This window comes from Meiothermus sp. Pnk-1 (genome assembly GCF_003226535.1).
Classification (GTDB): Bacteria; Deinococcota; Deinococci; order Deinococcales; family Thermaceae; genus Allomeiothermus.
Genome location: NZ_QKOB01000012.1, coordinates 1 through 16,652, shown reverse-complemented (window position 1 = coordinate 16,652; position 16,652 = coordinate 1). Strand labels below are relative to the sequence as shown.

16 protein-coding genes are annotated in these 16,652 nt (G+C 62.1%); 14 read left to right on the top strand and 2 right to left on the bottom strand.

Features of this window, described 5'->3' with window-relative positions:
• Positions 1-19: 19 nt before the first annotated feature.
• Positions 20-2,035 carry an ABC transporter permease subunit gene (locus DNA98_RS13845; protein ID WP_110531725.1) on the bottom strand — a complete coding sequence of 672 codons (2,016 nt, stop codon included), beginning with the start codon at positions 2,033-2,035 and terminating at the stop codon, positions 20-22.
• Between the two features lie 321 nt (positions 2,036-2,356).
• Positions 2,357-2,662 (bottom strand): helix-hairpin-helix domain-containing protein, encoded by a 306-nt coding sequence (locus DNA98_RS13840; RefSeq protein WP_233493223.1) that lies wholly within the window; start codon positions 2,660-2,662, stop codon positions 2,357-2,359.
• A 290-nt stretch (positions 2,663-2,952) separates the two neighbouring features.
• Here DNA98_RS13840 and DNA98_RS13835 point away from each other — a divergent pair, with 290 nt between their 5' ends.
• The 14 genes from DNA98_RS13835 to DNA98_RS13775 form a co-directional block, all read left to right on the top strand.
• Complete coding sequence (locus DNA98_RS13835; protein WP_129865737.1) at positions 2,953-3,753, top strand: IclR family transcriptional regulator; 801 nt, start codon at positions 2,953-2,955, stop codon at positions 3,751-3,753.
• 18 nt (positions 3,754-3,771) lie between these two features.
• The gene (locus DNA98_RS13830; RefSeq protein WP_110531719.1) at positions 3,772-5,367 is read left to right on the top strand and encodes an ABC transporter substrate-binding protein; all 1,596 of its coding nucleotides are present in this window, start codon (positions 3,772-3,774) and stop codon (positions 5,365-5,367) included.
• A gap of 13 nt (positions 5,368-5,380) precedes the next feature.
• Positions 5,381-6,328: an ABC transporter permease gene (locus DNA98_RS13825; protein WP_199489394.1), complete on the top strand. Its 948-nt coding sequence runs from the start codon at positions 5,381-5,383 to the stop codon at positions 6,326-6,328.
• Positions 6,321-7,187, top strand: a complete 867-nt coding sequence (locus DNA98_RS13820) for an ABC transporter permease (protein WP_110531717.1) — start codon at positions 6,321-6,323, stop codon at positions 7,185-7,187. The genes DNA98_RS13825 and DNA98_RS13820 overlap by 8 nt, the downstream gene beginning before the upstream one ends.
• A 26-nt stretch (positions 7,188-7,213) precedes the next feature.
• On the top strand, positions 7,214-8,416 hold the full coding sequence (locus DNA98_RS13815; RefSeq protein ID WP_110531715.1) for a dipeptidase: 1,203 nt from the start codon (positions 7,214-7,216) through the stop codon (positions 8,414-8,416).
• A gap of 11 nt (positions 8,417-8,427) precedes the next feature.
• Positions 8,428-9,270, top strand: coding sequence for an alpha/beta fold hydrolase (locus DNA98_RS13810; protein WP_110531713.1), 843 nt, complete (start codon positions 8,428-8,430; stop codon positions 9,268-9,270).
• On the top strand, positions 9,267-10,247 hold the full coding sequence (locus tag DNA98_RS13805) for a Xaa-Pro peptidase family protein (protein ID WP_199489393.1): 981 nt from the start codon (positions 9,267-9,269) through the stop codon (positions 10,245-10,247). Before DNA98_RS13810 ends, DNA98_RS13805 begins: the two co-directional genes overlap by 4 nt.
• Entirely contained in the window at positions 10,232-10,456 is a 225-nt protein-coding gene (locus DNA98_RS17950; protein ID WP_199489392.1) for a Xaa-Pro peptidase family protein, read from the top strand. The genes DNA98_RS13805 and DNA98_RS17950 overlap by 16 nt, the downstream gene beginning before the upstream one ends.
• A 177-nt stretch (positions 10,457-10,633) precedes the next feature.
• The gene (locus tag DNA98_RS13800) at positions 10,634-11,869 is read left to right on the top strand and encodes an ABC transporter substrate-binding protein (RefSeq protein ID WP_110531711.1); all 1,236 of its coding nucleotides are present in this window, start codon (positions 10,634-10,636) and stop codon (positions 11,867-11,869) included.
• A 16-nt stretch (positions 11,870-11,885) separates the two neighbouring features.
• Complete coding sequence (locus DNA98_RS13795; RefSeq protein WP_110531709.1) at positions 11,886-12,758, top strand: carbohydrate ABC transporter permease; 873 nt, start codon at positions 11,886-11,888, stop codon at positions 12,756-12,758.
• On the top strand, positions 12,748-13,584 hold the full coding sequence (locus DNA98_RS13790) for a carbohydrate ABC transporter permease (protein ID WP_110531707.1): 837 nt from the start codon (positions 12,748-12,750) through the stop codon (positions 13,582-13,584). The genes DNA98_RS13795 and DNA98_RS13790 overlap by 11 nt, the downstream gene beginning before the upstream one ends.
• A 6-nt stretch (positions 13,585-13,590) precedes the next feature.
• Positions 13,591-15,195 (top strand): FAD-dependent oxidoreductase, encoded by a 1,605-nt coding sequence (locus DNA98_RS13785; RefSeq protein WP_110531705.1) that lies wholly within the window; start codon positions 13,591-13,593, stop codon positions 15,193-15,195.
• Positions 15,196-15,198: 3 nt separating this feature from the next.
• Positions 15,199-16,239, top strand: coding sequence for a LacI family DNA-binding transcriptional regulator (locus DNA98_RS13780; RefSeq protein WP_110531703.1), 1,041 nt, complete (start codon positions 15,199-15,201; stop codon positions 16,237-16,239).
• Between the two features lie 285 nt (positions 16,240-16,524).
• A partial coding sequence (locus DNA98_RS13775; protein ID WP_146237992.1) for a DUF4277 domain-containing protein occupies positions 16,525-16,652 on the top strand: 128 nt, incomplete at its 3' end.

Here is a 16,652-nt window from a genome sequence, read left to right as displayed (position 1 = left end):
GGGGTAGACCTCCAAATATTCAGTCCAGGCGGTAACGCTCCTCGGCCAGCTGGTACAGCCGCCGCCAGATGAGCCGGTTGTAGGCCAGCACCAGCAGGCCCATCACCAGCATCCCTAGCCCCACGTGGGGGTTGAACTCGCCGGTGCTCCAGCGGGCGATATAGGCCCCCAGGCCGGTGGCCACCAGGGTGGTTTGGCCCCAGCGCACCACCTCGGCCACGATGCTGGCGTTCCAGCTCCCGCCGGTGGCGGTGATGCCTCCGGTCACGAACGCAGGGAAGATCGCCGGGAGGAGGAGCCGCCGCCAGAGGCCCCAACCCCGCAGGCCGTACATGCGGGCGGCTTCCTTGAGGTCGTTGGGGATGGCCACGGTACCCGCGATCACGTTGAAGAGGATGTACCACTGGCCGCCCAGCACCATCAGCGGCGAGACCCAGATCTCCGGGTTGAGCCTGAGGTGCGCGATGGTCACGACAAAAAGGGGAAATAGCAGGTTGGCCGGGAAGGCCGCGCCGAACTGGGCCAGGGGCTGGGCCCACTGGGTGAGGCGGGGCCGCAGGCCGATGTACACCCCCACCGGCAGCCAGACCAGCGTGACCAATAGCACAAAGAAAGTGACCCGTAGCGCGGTGAAAAGGCCGTATTTCAACACCTCGGGCACCTCCGGCCAGGAGACCTTGCCTGCCGGGGCCAGCGGACGTCGGCAAGAATCCGCCAGGTCCGCTGGAGCCCGCACTCCGGGCTCGTGCAGCAAAGCCTTCAGGCGGCTATCGAGCTGCTTTCCCCCCTGGGTGGCGGCACACACCTGGGAAAGCCAAACCGTCCCGTCGGCGCCGGGGCGGATCCCTACGGCCGCAAAGCGTTGGGCGATCTCGGGGGATAACTCGAGGTTGAGGTTGGGGTTGGGTTGGAGCGGGCGCCCCCCCTGGAAGCCCAGGCCGGGGCCAAATAGGTACCCCAGCAGCACCCCCAGCAACCCCAACGAGCCCAGGGCTACCCCCAGGTTGAAGCCGAGGTCGGCCAGGCGGGCTTGGCCTTGCCGCCGGGGCGGGGGCTCGAGGGCTTCACCCGGCCGTCCCTTGCGGGCGCTTTTGCGCCACAACCACTCCCATAGGGGCTGGGGTAGCCGGGCGATGCGCTGGGAGAGGCGGGCGCGCTTGAGCAGGGTCAGCACCCAAGACTGGGCCGTATCGCTGGATTCGGATTGCTCGAACTTGAACCGCTCGGCCCAGGCCACGATGGGGCGAAAAAATAGCTGGTCGTAGAGCAGCACCAGCAGGAACAGGGTGACCCCGGCGTAGAGCATGGCCTGGGTGTTGGCCTGTTGGATGGCCAGGGCGATGTACGATCCCACCCCCGGCAGGTACTGCGCCTGGTCGCGCCCCACCACGTTGATGGCCTCGGAGGCCACCACGAAGAACCAGCCCCCCGAGACCGACATCATGGCGTTCCAGACCAGGTGCGGCAGGGCGAAAGGCACCTCCAACTTCCAGAAGCGCTGCCAGGGGGAGAGCCGGAGCATGGCGGCGGCCTCTTGCAGCTCTTTGGGCACCGTGCGCAGCGAAGCGTAGAAGCTGAAGGTCATGTTCCAGACCTGGGAGGTGAAGATGGCAAAGATGCTGGCCGCCTCGAGGCCAAACAGATTCCCCCGAAACAACCCCAAAAAGATCGAGGTGGTCGCGGTGAGAAAGCCCAAGATGGGTAGCGACTGCAAAAAGTCCAGGATGGGAATGAGCACCCGCTCCGTACGCGGCACCTTAGCGGCTACGGTGGCGTAAACGACGGTGAACACAAGCGACAGCAGCAGCGCCGCCAGCATCCTTAGCAGGGTACGCAGCCCGTAGTAGGGCAGGTGGGCCGGGTCCAGGCTCACCGTGAGGTTGGGCGAGGCGGGGCCAAAGGGTTGGGTGGCCCCTTGCAAGGCCAGGGTGAACAGCGCGAGCAGGGCCAAAACCCCGGGGATCACCACCAGGTCCCAGCGGGAGAAGGGCGCGCGGGGCCGCAGGGCCTCAGGGGAGGGGAACACCTGCCTCATGGGCGCACCCCCAAAGACCGCGGTTTCTTGGGCGAGGTTAGGGTATAAGGGGAGAAACGGTCAGCAAGCAGGATGTCGAGCACGAAAAAACCTCCTTGGATTCGACTAGGTCCCCAAGGAGGCTGGCCCAGCGGCCATTCAGGGTAAAGCGCTACCCCCAGGGGGACTTGGCTTGGGGTTGTAACTGCCAGCGTCTTCCATGTGGAGTAGATCAGTTCCTTTCGCTAAAGGTTGAGGGATGCTTATACAAGATGGCCTGTTCTTCGATGATCCACCGCGCCTAGCGTACGACGTAAGACATAAATCCAGCCACCCGCGCCCTCAGTTGAACAGCACGTACGGCGCGATCTTCTTCCAGGTGGCGGGACCGATGCCCTTTACCTTGCGCTGGAGTTCCTGGGCGTTCTTGTAAGGGCGGTGCTTGAGGATCTCCCGGGCCAGCTTAGGGCCAATGCCCGGCAGCGTCTCGAGCTGGGCCAGGGTGGCGGTGTTGATATGCACGGGAGCAATCTTCATGGACATGGTGGCTTTACTCGCCCCAGCGGTGTTCCCCGAAGCGGCGAAGGCCATGAACGAGCCGCCCACCATCGCCAAGGCCACCAGGGCTGACCGTGCGAACTGTCTCACGCGTACCTCGCTTTCCGTGACCTCTCGGTCACGGGGGCAGTATGGCGAGGGGAGGTGAACTCACCATGAAGCGCGGAGCGATGATTCCTTGAGCCGATCTCGTGCCGTCTGAACGATGCTCGAGGCCGGGACAAACCCTGGAGGCAAAACCTCTCTCTTCTAAAGCGCGCAACGTGCGGCATAAAACGGTAGAACAAACAGCTGTGCGGTTGGACACGGCTCTCAGCAAAGCCCTGCCGATCTTGACAAAACAGCCATCTCGGAGTAACCTACCTACGTAGTTTCACATTGTGAAAAGGTTTTACATGGCGAGCCAACCTCAGAGTCAGTACGTGATGAACTCTTCCTACCGCACCCTCCAGGTGCTGTTGGCGTTCGCTGCGCCGCCCCACCGCTTCAGCTTGAGTGAGGTCACACAGCGCATGGGGCTGGAAAAAAACCAGGTCTACCGCTCCTTGAAGACGCTCGAGGAGGCTGGCTTCCTGCGTATGGATGCCGATGGGCGCTTCACCCTCACCCCGGTACTGGGGGTGTTGGGAGCCGCATCAGCAGAGAATCAACCCGTATCACTGGTGGACCTAGCAGCCCCCTTTATGGACCAGCTAGCTGCCGAAACCAAGGAGTCGGTGAACCTGTTCGTGCTGGTAGGCGATTCTGCAGTCTGCGTTGATCGGCGGGACAGCCCTCAGCGGGTGCGGGTAGCCTCAGTGCTCGGTCAGGCCGTACACCTGCACGCCGGGGCAGTCCCCAAAGCCATCCTGGCCCATCTGCCCGAAGCTGATCGGGAGCGTATATTGAGCCGCCTGAGCAACTACCCACGCTACACCGAACGCACCCTATTGGAAGCCGCTAAGTTAAGGCAGGAATTGGCCCGTATAAGAGAACAAGGCTATTCGGTGAGCGACGGCGATTATGACGTAGCCGCACGAGGGGTAGGGGCAGCGATCTTCGACCAAAGCGGCAGGGTAATCGGTGGAATCAGCGTCGGAGGGCCTGCTTTTCGGGTAGACGACGCAACTCTCCGCCGCTTCAGTGAGCTCATTATCCGCGTAGCCCAGGCCATCTCGAGGCAACTTGGCTACACCGGATAGAGAAGGAGGCTCGTGGCGATGAAAGGCATACGGTGGAAGTTTGGCGGTATACGCGCAGCGCTGCTGGCAGGAACACTCAGCTTAGGCTGGGTACTGGCCCAGGACTACGATCCCAACGCAACGCTCAACCTGGCAACCAACGCCGACCCTACCCTCAACCCCTGGACCCCGGGAGCGGTGGTGGAGTCCAACCTGATCAACACCATTCTCTTCGACCAGTTGGTGCGCTACAACAAGAAGGACCTGAGCCCAGCCCCCGGCCTGGCCACGAGCTGGAAGGTTGCCGAGGACGGGCTTTCCTGGACCTTCAACCTGCGAAAAGGGGTGACCTGGCACGACGGCAAGCCTTTCACCGCCGAAGACGTGGCCTTTACCTTTAACAATGTGGTGCTCAATAAAAAGTTGGGTGCACAAAACGCCGGCAACTTCAGCAAAGTTAAGAGCGTAGAGGTGATCAACCCCTACGCGGTGCGCTTTGTGCTCAACGCGCCCTTTTCTTCCTTACCTTACTATCTGGCCTATTACGCAGGCATCCTGCCTAAGCACGTCCTGGGCAACGCCGATAACCCCCTGCAGGTAGCCAGCTTCAACAAGAAGAGCCCCATCGGCACCGGAGCCTTCCGGGTAGCCGAGTTTGTGCCGGGTTCCTACGTGCGCTTGGTTAAGTACGAAAAGTACTGGGGGGGTACCCCCAAGATCAACTCCATCGTGTTCAAGATCGTACCCGACCCCAATACCCAGATGGCCCAGGCTATCTCCGGGGAGCTAGATTTCGTGGGGGTCTCCAACCCTGCCTTACTGGCCGGTGTGGAGCGCAATCCCAAGCTACAGGTGCTGCGTCAGAGCCAAAATCTCTACTATTTTGTGGCGCTTAATCAGAATGACCCCCGCTTCCGCGACGTGCGGGTGCGCCAGGCTCTGCTTTACGCCCTTGACCGCAAGGCCATGATTGACTCGGTGGTGCGCGGTTACGGGACCATTGCCACCGGCCCTATCGCCCCCCTGCAAAAAGCCTTTTACGTGAAGGACGTACCCCAATATCCCTATAACCCGGAGAAAGCCAAACAGTTGCTGGCTCAGGCTGGCTGGACCCCCGGCCCCGACGGCGTGTTGCAAAAAGATGGCAAGCCCTTCGAAATCGACATGCCTACCGGACAGTTTGGTTACCTGGTGCCGGCCACGCTGCTCGTGCAGCAGTACTGGAAGGCCATCGGGGTGAAGGCCAATGTCAACGTGATGGAGTGGAACGCCTACATCCAGAAGATGTTCGTCAATCGCCAGTACGAGGCCACCCTGGCCTGGTGGAGCACCCCACCCACCCCCGACGTCACCCCTTACTACGCCTCTGTCGCCGCCGACAAGGGCAACAATATCCCCAACTATAAGAATCCTGAACTGGATAAGCTGCTCGAGGAGGGCCTCAAGGCCCGCGGAATCCAGGAGCAAGTGCTCGTCTACCGGCGGATCCAGCGCCTATTGGCCGAGCAACTTCCCTATCTCTACCTGTGGTACCCCGACATCATCTCCGTACGCAACGAACGGGTCGGTGGCATGGCTGACATCAACACCGCCACGGCTTTCCAGTACTCCTCGGAATGGTTCATCAAGCGCTAGGAGGGAGCTGAAGGTGGCCGCTTACATCGTCCGCCGGCTCCTCCAGGGGGTGGTGGTGCTGTTTTTGATCTCGGCGGTCACCTTCCTGCTCATCAACCTGGCCCCCGGCGGCCCCACCTCGGCGGTGAGTCTAGGCCGCACCGCTGAGGAGCGCGAGGCCGTGCTCCGGCAGTACGGCCTCGACCGCCCGGTGCTGGTGCGCTACTTCGACTGGCTGGGCGGGGTGCTGCGGGGGGACTTGGGCAATTCCTACAACCAGGGTCTCCCCGTTGCCTCGCTGCTGGCGCAACGGATGGGCAACACCCTACAACTCGCCCTCACTACCCTGGGGCTCACGACCATATTGGGGATAGTGTTGGGGACTCTCTCGGCGTTATACAAAAACCGCTGGCCCGACCACCTCATCGGCAGCCTGGCCACGGTGGGCATGTCGGTCCCGGCCTTCTGGCTGGGCATCGTGGCCATCATCGTCTTCGCGGTGCAGCTCAAGTGGCTGCCCTCCTCGGGCATCTTCACGGTGGGGCAGGAGTTCTCCCTCGCCGACCGGCTGCGCCACCTGGCCATGCCCGCGGGGGTGCTGGCCTTTACCCTGATGCCTAATGTCATCCGCATCACCCGCTCGGCGCTGCTGGAGGTGCTGACCTCCGACTACGTCCGCACCGCCCGGGCCAAGGGCCTCTCGGAGCGGGTAGTGCTGCTCAAGCACACCCTCAAGAACGCCATGGTCCCGGTGATCGCTATCCTCGGCCTCATCACCACCGTGCTCTTCTCGGGCTCGGTGGTGGTGGAGAGCGTGTTCGGCTGGGCCGGGCTGGGTCGGTTGGCCATCGAGGCCGCCAACGGGCGCGACTACCCGGTGATCCTGGGCGTCACCCTGTTGGTGGGCACCATCGTAGTGGCGGTCAACCTTCTCGTCGACGTCCTCTACGCCGCCGTGGACCCTCGGATCAGCCATGAATAGCTCCGCGCCGAGCTCTGCCGCCCCAACCCGACCCCAGAGCCGCTTGTGGTTGCGGGTTCGCCGCAACCCGGTGGGCCTGGCGGCCTTCCTGATGATCTGCCTGCTGACGCTGTTGGTGGTCCTCGGCCCGGTCTTCTACCGCGTGGCCCCCGACACCACCGACCCGCTCAACATCCTGGCCGCCTCGAACCCCGCCCACCCCCTGGGCACCGACGAGCTGGGGCGGGACATGCTCAGCCGCCTGCTCTACGGTGGTCGGATCTCGCTCGCAGTGGGCCTGCTTTCGATGCTGGTGGGCCTGACCATCGGCACGCTGGCCGGGGGGGTGGCGGGCTACTTCAAGGGCTGGACCGAGACCGTGGTGATGCGGCTGGTAGACGTGTTCATGTCGATCCCCAGCTTCTTCTTGGTGCTGGTGATCGTGACGGCCTTCGGCAACCACCCCCTGACCGTGGTGGTCACAGTGGGGGTGGGCTTCTGGGCTCAGATGGCCCGGGTGGTCTACGCCGAGTTCACCAAGTACCGCGGGCGGGAGTTCGTCGAGGCCATGCACGCCCTGGGGGCCTCGCACCCGCGCATCATGTTCCGCCACATCTTCCCCCAGGTGCTGCCGCAAGCCATCGTGTTGGCGACGCTGGGGGTGGGCTGGGCCATCCTTACCGAGGCCGCCCTCAGCTACCTGGGGCTGGGCATCCAGCCCCCCCTGGCCTCCTGGGGCAACATGCTGCAGAACGCCCAGGCCTACCTCTACTCCAACCCCATGCTGGCGATCTGGCCAGGGCTTTTCATCGCGGTGACGGTGCTGGCTTTCAATGTTTTAGGCAACGCGCTGCGGGATGTGCTCGACCCTCGGAATTAGCCTCTCACCGCAACGGGAGCGAATCTATGCAGAAAAAACGCTACAGTGGATACAAATCCTTCCAGTACCTCGAACCTGGCGTCGATTACAAGCCTTTCAAGCTGGCTAAGGAGCTGAACCGGGTGCCGAGCCGAGGGGTGGAGGTTACTCCCGAGCAGGAAGAGCGAGTAAAACGTATCTTTCAAGAAAACCTCATCATCTCCCTGCACGACCACTGCTTCGTGGCCCCCGAGAACCTCGCCGATTTCTTCGAGTTCCGCCGCCAGGGCCGCGACTGGACCGGCTACGAGGGGTTGAGCGTCAGCGGCCTGGACTGCGTCTTTGACAACCTCATGAACGGCACCGCCATGATTACCTCGCGCTCGGGGTGGAAGTGGGACGACATCATCTACGATCTAGGCATGCGCCTGTCCGACATCGCGCACCAGGACATGGTGGTGCTGGCGACGACCACCGAGGACATCGTGCGAGCCAAGCAGAACGGTCAGATCGCCTTCGTGGTCTCGCTCGAGGGCGCGGCTATGATCGAGAACGAACTCGACCGACTGGACATCCTCTACGGCCTAGGGGTGCGCTGCTTAGGAATCGCCTACAGCGAGGGCAACCAGCTCGGCGGGGGCCTGCGCGAGCCCAACGACGGCGGACTCACCGTCTTCGGTCGCAAGGCGGTTAAGCGCATGAACAAGCTAGGCATCGCCATCGACATCTCCCACTCCGGCGACCGCACCTCCATGGACACCATCGAACTCAGCGAGAAGCCGGTCTTCATCACCCACGCCGGAGCCCGGGCTTTGTGGAACTCCAACCGCCTCAAGCCCGACGAGGTGATCAAAGCCTGTGCCGAGAAGGGCGGAGTCATTGGCATCGAGGCCGCCCCCCACACTACCATCACCCAAAAGAACCCCCGTCACTCCATCGAGAGCTTCATGGAACACTTCGAGTACTGCGTGGACTTGGTGGGCATCGACCACGTAGCCTTCGGCCCGGACGTGCTCTTTGGCGACCACGTGGGCCTGCACCACACCCTCTCGGAGGCATTGTCCATCGCGGCCAGCCGGGGGAAGCTCGAGTACCCCCAGGTAGAGTGGGTGGACGGCCTGGAGAACCCCGCCGAAGCCTTCCCCAACATCGTGCGCTGGCTGGTCAAACACGGCTACAGCGACGAGGATATCGCCAAGGTGGTGGGAGGCAATGTCATGCGGGTGCTGAAGGAAGTCTGGTACCGCTAGGAGCGTTAGCCATGAGGATTGAAGTCAACGGGGTACAGCTGGTTTACGACGACTCAGGCGGCAACAAGATTCCCTTTGTCACCCTGCACGGCGGCCCCGGCATGGGTAGCCGCAAGGGGGACTGGACCGCCTTCCAACCCCTTACCGATACTTTCCGCCTCATCAGCTATGACCAGCGCGGCAACGGCGAGTCAGAGAGCCGCGAGCCCTATTCACACGAGCAGTTTGTGGCCGACCTCGAGGCCCTGCGCCAGCAACTGGACTTGGGCAAGATCATCCTGCTAGGAGGCTCGTACGGCGGTTTCATCGCCCTGGAATACGCTCTGCGCCACCAGGAGAACCTGCATGCCCTCATCTTGCGTGACACCGCTGCTAGCAACAAATACCGGTACACCAGCAAGCAGCGCGCCCTAAAGAGCGGCTTCCCGATGGATGCGGAGCGATTGGACCGGCTCTTCGACGGGCGGATGACCTCCGATGAGGACTTCCGCGAGAGCTTCGCCATGATCCAGCCGCTTTACACCGTCCAGCGCGACCCTGTAGCAGAAGCCCGGCGGCTGGCAGCCATCCCCTTCCGCTACCAGACCCACAACTGGGCCTTCAGCCGCAACCAGCCCCACTACGACCTCACCTCGAGGTTGTCCGAAATCAGGGTACCAGTCTTGGTGACGGTAGGTCGCCACGACTGGATTACCCCCCTCGAGGCCAGCCAGGAGTTGCACCGACTGCTCCCCAATAGCGAGCTGGTGGTCTTCGAGCACAGCGGCCACTCACCCCACATGGAGGAGCAAGGACGGTATTTACAGGTGGTGCGAGATTTCCTCGAGCGCCATCTGGCCGCGCAACCGCGATGATCAACCCCATCTCCCCTGACGAGCGCGCCTACCGGGCCCAGCGGGCTTTTGAATTCGCCGGACCAGACCTGGCAGGGCTGGTTCTCTTCGACGATCAGTTTATCCAGTACTACACCGGCTTTGTCTTTATCCCCACCGAGCGCCCCGTCGCTCTGGTCATCACCCGCGAGGGTCACCGGACACTTTTCGTTCCTCGCCTTGAACACGAGCACGCCCTCGAGAGCGCCCAGGTCGAAGAGGTAAGTTCTTATCCCGAGTTTCCGGGCGAGCAACACCCCCTGCAGCTCCTGGGCAAGCTCCTGGGGAAGCTGGGCCTTGGGCGCGGCCTCATCGGTGTGGACTACGACGGCTACCCCCCGGTCATGGGCTACAGCGGCCCTGCGCTAAGCGAGCTGTGTGCAGTCCGGCGGGTATCCACCGCACTGGACCGCCAGATGGCCCTGAAGTCCGAACACGAACTCTTCCTCATCCGAGAGAGCGCCCGCTGGGCAGAGTATGCCCACCGTTTGCTGCAACGATATACCCGCCCTGGTCTCAGGGAATCCGAGGTGGAGTCGAGGGCTACCCAAGAGGCCACCCAAGCCCTCCAGGCTGCGATGGGACCGGGGTTTCGCAGCCAGAACAAGTGGGTCAGTGGGGCGGTTGCGTTGTTCCGTGGCCAGATCGGCCCCACCAGCGCCCTGCCCCACGCCATCAGCACCAATGCGGCCTTCAAGCCCGGCGACAACCTGGTCACCGGGGCTAGTGCGGGGGTGTGGGGCTATCTGAGCGAGCTGGAGCGCACCATGTTTCTTGGTGAACCCTCTCCCCAGCAGCGACGCTACTCCCGCCACATGCTCGAGTTGCAGGAGCTGGCACTAGAGCAGTTGCGCCCCGGTAGAGCCTGCGCTGAGGTTGATCGCATCGTGCGGGCTTATTATGAACGGGAGGGCCTGATCCCCTACTGGCGACACCATGTGGTGTGGGTCACGGCCTAGGGCAGCGCATTCACGAAAGCCCCTTTCTCGACGTCGGGGAGGTAGCCACACTCGAGCCTGGGATGGTTTTGAGCGTCGAGCCCGGTCTCTACGTGCCGGACTTAGGGGGCTTCCGCCACTCGGATACAGTACTCATCACCCCAAAGGGAGTTGAACTGCTCACCGACTACCCCCGCACGCACGAGGCGCTGGTGATCCCGCTGGGATAAACGCGTCGCTGCGGTCAGGAGCACGAGAGGTCGAGGCTATGACGGCCCTCGAGCCCTGCCTCGCCTATAGCCCCGGCTTGACCCGCCGATCCCCTGTTGACTTACCGCATTTCGAGTCTAATAATACGCATAACCCTATACGTATTATCAACATCTTGGGGTAATCCGGAGGCCGCGATGAAGCAAACGTTTTTGATGCTGGTGGTTCTTTTGGCCCTGGGCTCTGCTTCAGCTCAGCAAAAGATCAGTCTGCGCTTTTCTACCTGGGCAGGAGGTGACGGGCTGGCCCTCTTACAGCAGCTGGCCAGAGAGTACAGCGACAGCAGTCCACGGGTGAACGTCACCGTCGAAGTCACTCCCTTTGCCGATTACCCCCGCAAAGTAGCGATCCAAGTGGCCTCCGGCGACGCCCCGGATGTAGGTTGGTTGGCCGAGCGAGACGTTCCCGCCTTTCTGGCCAACAATGCCCTGGTAGACCTGAGGGCCAGCCTCTATGCCGATAGCACCTTTGACGCGGCCGATTTCCCACCCAGCACCCTCAGCCTTTGGCGTAAGGGCGGTGGAATCTATGGAGTGCCCTTCTCCAACTCCCCGCAAGTCCTGTTTTACAATAAGGACCTCTTCGCCAAAGCAGGGGTGGCCGACCCAATGACCCAGTACGCCAAGGGATCCTGGGATTATGCCGCTTTTCAGAAAGCCGCCGACACCATAAAAGAGAAGACCGGGGCCTTCGGGGCTCGCATCATGCGCCTCGATCCCAAAGCCTGGTCGAGCGGCACCCTGGCGGTGCTGTGGTCATATGGCGGAGGGGTCTACGATGACAAGTTCAGATGCGCCCTAGACAGTGAGGGCAGCCTGCGGGGCTTCACTCTCATGCACGAGATGATGTTCAAGAGCGGCAGCATGCCCCGCCTCGGCGACCAGACTACCTTTGAGACCGGTCGCCTGGGCATGTACATGGACAATGTGAGCTACTCCGCCCAGTTGCGCACCGTCGGCTTCAAGTGGGGCATCGCTCCCATGCCCAAGGGACCCAATGGACGCATTACCCAGCTCGGGCAGGCGGGCTACGTGGTCTTCGCCAAGTCCCGCTACCCCAAGGAGGCGACTGAGTTCCTGGCCTTCCTGGCCTCCAAGGACGTGATGGCCCGTACTGCCCGCTTCTTCCCCCCGCCCCGCAAGAGCGTTCTGGCTAACCCGGCTTACCTGAGCAGCAACCCGCTTATTCCGGCAGAGAGCTTGAGAGTTGCTTTAGTAAACCAGATCTCCTCGGCCAGGGTTTTCCTTGCCCCCACCAACTGGCTGCGGGCCAATGACGTCATCACCTCCGGACTCGATCGCCTATATCAGCCCAACGCCGACATCAAGGCCGTCCTCGGCGACATTTGCCGCCAGGTGGACGCCCTCCAGTAACCGGGAAGAGGCCCCCATGCTGCGACGGCAGGAACAACTTACCGGGCTATTCTTCACCCTGCCCTACGCCCTGGGGATGCTGGTCCTGGTCATCCTGCCGCTGCTGGCGGTGTGGGTGATCTCTGGGACCAGCTGGTCGCTGCTGGACGAGCCCCGCTGGATAGGATTGAAGAACTACCAGCGGCTTCTCCAGGACCCCGACTTCTATCACTCGCTGAGGGTCACCACGCTCTTCACTGTGGGCATTCTCGTGCTCAACATCTCCAGTGCATTGGGCTTGGCCGTGCTGCTCAACCAAAAGCTGCGTGGCATCGGCATCTTCCGTACCATTATCTTCTCCCCCGTGGTGATGCCGGTGGTGGCCTGGGCACTGGTCTGGAAGTTCTTGCTACAACCCGAGGGACCGATCAATCAAATTCTGGCTTCCGCAGGAGTGCAGGGGCCCAACTGGCTCTTCGAACCGTCCTTGGCCCTTTGGCTTTTGATAGTGATCGAGGTAATCAAAGCGGTGGGGCTGAACACGGTAATCTTCCTGAGCGCCCTACAGGGAGTGCCCAAGGAAATGCACGAAGCGGCCATGCTCGACGGCACTGCCGCTGTGCAGGCTTTTTTTCGCATCACGCTACCGCTCATCTCCCCCACCGTGTTTTTGGTGTTTATCGTGACCCTGATCGGGGCCTTGAAGCTCTTCACCCCGGTGTTTGTGCTCACCGGGGGCGGCCCTGCCGGGGCCACCACCACCTTGATCCTCTTCATGTATAAGCAGGGCTTCAGCTTCTTCGAGTTTGGCTACGCCTCAGCGGTGGCGGTGGTGCTCTTCGTAGTGGTGCTGGGGCTCACGGTCCTTCAGTGGAACCTGCGCAGGCGGTTGGTGTTCTATGAGAGCTAACCCCTACTGGAACGCCTTGCTGGTGGCCTTCTTGGTGATGGTCTCGGTGCCTTTTGTGGTGCCGATCGCCTGGATGTTCCTCAGCTCGCTCAAGAGCGGCGCCGAAATCTTCAGTAGCCCCTTCCAACTCGACTTTGCCAAGCTCTCCCTCGACAACTTCAGGGAGATCTTCGCCAGGTACCCCTTTGTCCGCCAATACCTAAACAGCCTGTACATCCTGGCCATCGTGATCCCGCTGACCGCTCTGCTCTCGGCCTTGGCTGGTTACGCCTTTGCCCGGCTGCGTTTTTGGGGTCGGGAAGCGCTATTTATCCTAACCCTGGGGGCCATGATGATCCCCAACGAACTCACTGCGGTACCCCAGTTCATCCTGTTCAAAAACCTGGGCGCCATCAATACCCATCTACCCGTGATCCTCTTGCAAGTCTTCAGCGCCACCGGTGCCCTGGCTGTCTTCCTGATGCGCCAGCACTTCATCACCCTGCCCAAAGAACTCGAGGAGGCTGGGCGAATAGACGGCCTGAGCTACTGGGGAGTGTTTTGGCACATCATGCTACCGCTAAGCCGCCCAGCCTTGGTAACGGTAGCCATCTTCGCCATGCTCAACAGTTGGAACGACTACTTCAACCCACTCATCTACCTCAACTCCGAAGCGAAGTTGACTCTGCCGCTGGCCCTCCAGCGCTTCACCGATCCGCTGGGCGGGGTGTTCTGGAACCTGACCCTGGCCGGCGGCACCCTGGTGGCCATTCCTGTCCTGCTGCTGTTCTGGCTGGCGCAGCGACAGTTTGTCGAGAGCCTGGCCAACAGCGGCACGAAGGGATAAGCACACATGGAGCGACGCTGCGACGTACTCATCATCGGCGGCGGGCTGGGCGGGATCGCCGCGGCCCTCTCGGCGCTGCGCCTGGGCAAGACGGTGATCATGACCGAGGAGACCGACTGGATCGGCGGTCAACTCACCAGCCAGGCCGTGCCCCCCGACGAGGGGCTGTGGATCGAGGAGCTGGGCTGTACGGCCACCTACCGGCAATTCCGCGAGGGGGTGCGCAACTTCTACCGCCGCCATTACCCCCTGCGGCCCGAATCCAAGGCCGATCCGCGCCTGAATCCCGGAGCAGGGAACGTGAGCCTGTTGTGCCACGAACCGCGAGTAGCGCTAGCTGTACTTGAAGCGATGCTGGCCCCCTATCGGGCCGACCGGCAGTTGGAGATCTGGCTTAACACCCGCCCGGTTCAGGTTTACACTGAGGGAGACCGGGTACTAGCGGTAGCGGTAGAGGACATCTGCTTTGGGGAGCGTCGAATCTTGCTGGCTCCTTACATCCTTGATGCCACCGAGACCGGCGAGCTGTTGGAGCTGGGGAGGGTCGAGTACGTGGTCGGAGCGGAGGGCCAAGGCGAGACCGGTGAGCCCCACGCCCTGCCCGAAGCCAACCCCTTGAACCAGCAGGCGGTGAGCTGGTGCTTCGCCATGGATTATGTCGAAGGCGAGGACTTCACCATCCCCAAACCCGCCCAATACGATTTCTGGCGCAACTACCAGGCTCCCTTTTGGCCGGGAAAGCAACTTTCCTGGACGCTGTGTCATCCCATCACTCACCAGGCGGTCTACCGCGACCTTTTCTCCGACCCGGTGGAGATCCCTCATAAGGGCGACCTCTGGCACTTCCGCCGCATCTTCGCCAAACGCCACTACCCTGAAGGTCGCTATAGAAGCGACGTAACCCTGGTCAATTGGCCCCAGAACGACTACTGGCTGGGTCCGATTATTGGGGTGAGCCAAGAGGAACAACAGCGGCACCTCGAGGGGGCGCGCCAGCTTAGCCTATCGCTGCTGTACTGGATGCAAACCGAGGCCCCACGACACGACGGGGGAACGGGCTACCCCGGATTGCGGCTGCGCGGGGACGTCACCGGCACTGAGCCCGGCCACGGCCTGGCCAAGGCGGTCTACGTGCGGGAGAGTCGAAGGATCAAAGCCGAGTTCACCGTGCTCGAGCAGCACGTCGGGGTGGAAGCACGGGGCAAGCTGCGAGGAGCGGAGCTCTTCCATGACACGGTAGGTATCGGCCAGTACCGTATCGACCTCCACCCTTCCACCGGCGGCCGTAACTACGTCGATATCGCCAGCTGGCCCTTCCAAATCCCCCTGGGAGCGCTGATTCCGGTGCGGGTACAGAACCTATTGCCGGCCTGTAAGAACCTGGGGGTTACCCACATCACCAACGGTTGCTACCGGCTGCATCCGGTAGAGTGGAATATTGGGGAAGCTGCCGGGGCTTTGGCCGCCTACTGCCTGGATCACAGCTACACCCCCAGCCAGGTACGCAACACCCCGGCGCTGTTGGCTGATTTCCAGCGACTAATCACTCAGATGGGCTTTGAACTCTTCTGGCCTGAACCCCAGCGCCTTACTCCCAGCCCCAGCTACTAAACCATGTCCGAGAAGCGCCGTGTCACCCAGAAAGATGTTGCCCTGCGAGCGGGGGTTTCACAAGCCATTGTCTCCACGGTATTGACTGGCCGTGAGGGCAAGATCCGCATCAATGAAGAAACTCGTCAGCGCGTGCTGCAGGCCATGCGTGAGCTGGGCTACGTACCCAATATCGCCGCTCAGAACCTGGCCGGGGGCATGAGCCGAATCCTGGGGGTATTTACCTATGAGTCGGTGTTTCCTACCAGTCGCAAGGATTTCTACTACCCCTTCCTGGAGGGCATCGAAGAGGAGGCGGCGCGAGCTGGATTCGATCTCTTGCTGCACACCCGCACAGTAGGTAAGGGCAACCGCCGAAGCATCTACCAAGGCGGAAGCAATCGGCTCCTGATCGCCGACGGCACGCTGCTGTTGGGTTTCATGGACACTGCGCACCGCGAGGAGCTAGCGCAAGTTATTGCTGAGGGCCACCCCTGCGTGTTCATTGGCCGTCGCGAGATTCCTGGCGGGAACCTTTCGTACGTCAGCGCCGACTATGCCGCTGCCACCCGCCAGCTCGTCGAGTATCTCCTGGAATTAGGCCACCGCAAGTTTGTTTACCTGGCTGAGCCCAACCAGCAAGAATCAGCCCTTGACCGACGCCTAGGTTACCAGCAAACCGGGGTGGGCAGCGTGGTGGTCCTCGAGCCTGCCGAATTCACCCTAGCCCAGTTCAAACGCCTTCTGCGCGCTGAAATCACCGCTTTCGTGTTGGAGAACGACCGCTTCGCCCGCAAGCTACAAAGCTTCGTGGCCAGGCTAGGCCTGGAAGTTCCTCGGGATCTCTCCTACGTGGTACTGGGTGATCCCCTCGGTGAGGAGAGCGGCGTCCCGGAATGGACCTCTTTTGAAATACCACGCCAGGAAATGGGGCGCGAGGCGGTGCGCCTTCTGGTGAGTCATCTGCTAGGGCGGATAGGCTTCCCAAAGTACGTGTCGTTGCCTTGCACCCTGCGACCGGGCAACAGTACTGGCCCAGTGCTCCAGCGTAATCAGGTGAGATAGCTCAAAACTCGCACTCCGCGCATACCCCGCATAGACACGCACCTTCTGCCCCTTGCTCTGGGGGCCAAAACGCCATCACCGGGGGGCGAGAGCAGGGGAGCTCCAGAGCGTGATGGCCAGCGCCGGCGGCCTCTCCAAGGTGGTGCAGCGGCAGTGTACCCACTTCATCACCTTCCGGCTCACCAACGTCGCCGAGGTCAAGCGCATCCTCGAGGTGTTCGGGGAGCTGGACGAAAAGATGGACCGATATTCCGCACCCCTCCCCTCCGGCCTTAGGATTTTGGGGTGGAACCCACACCCGCGCTCCAGGTTTACGACCTGGCCCATCTGGGCCTGGTGGCCGGCATCATGGACCGCATCGGCTTGGTGGGGGTGGTGGATCAGAAGGTGGGGCCCAGGCCACAGGAGAAGGT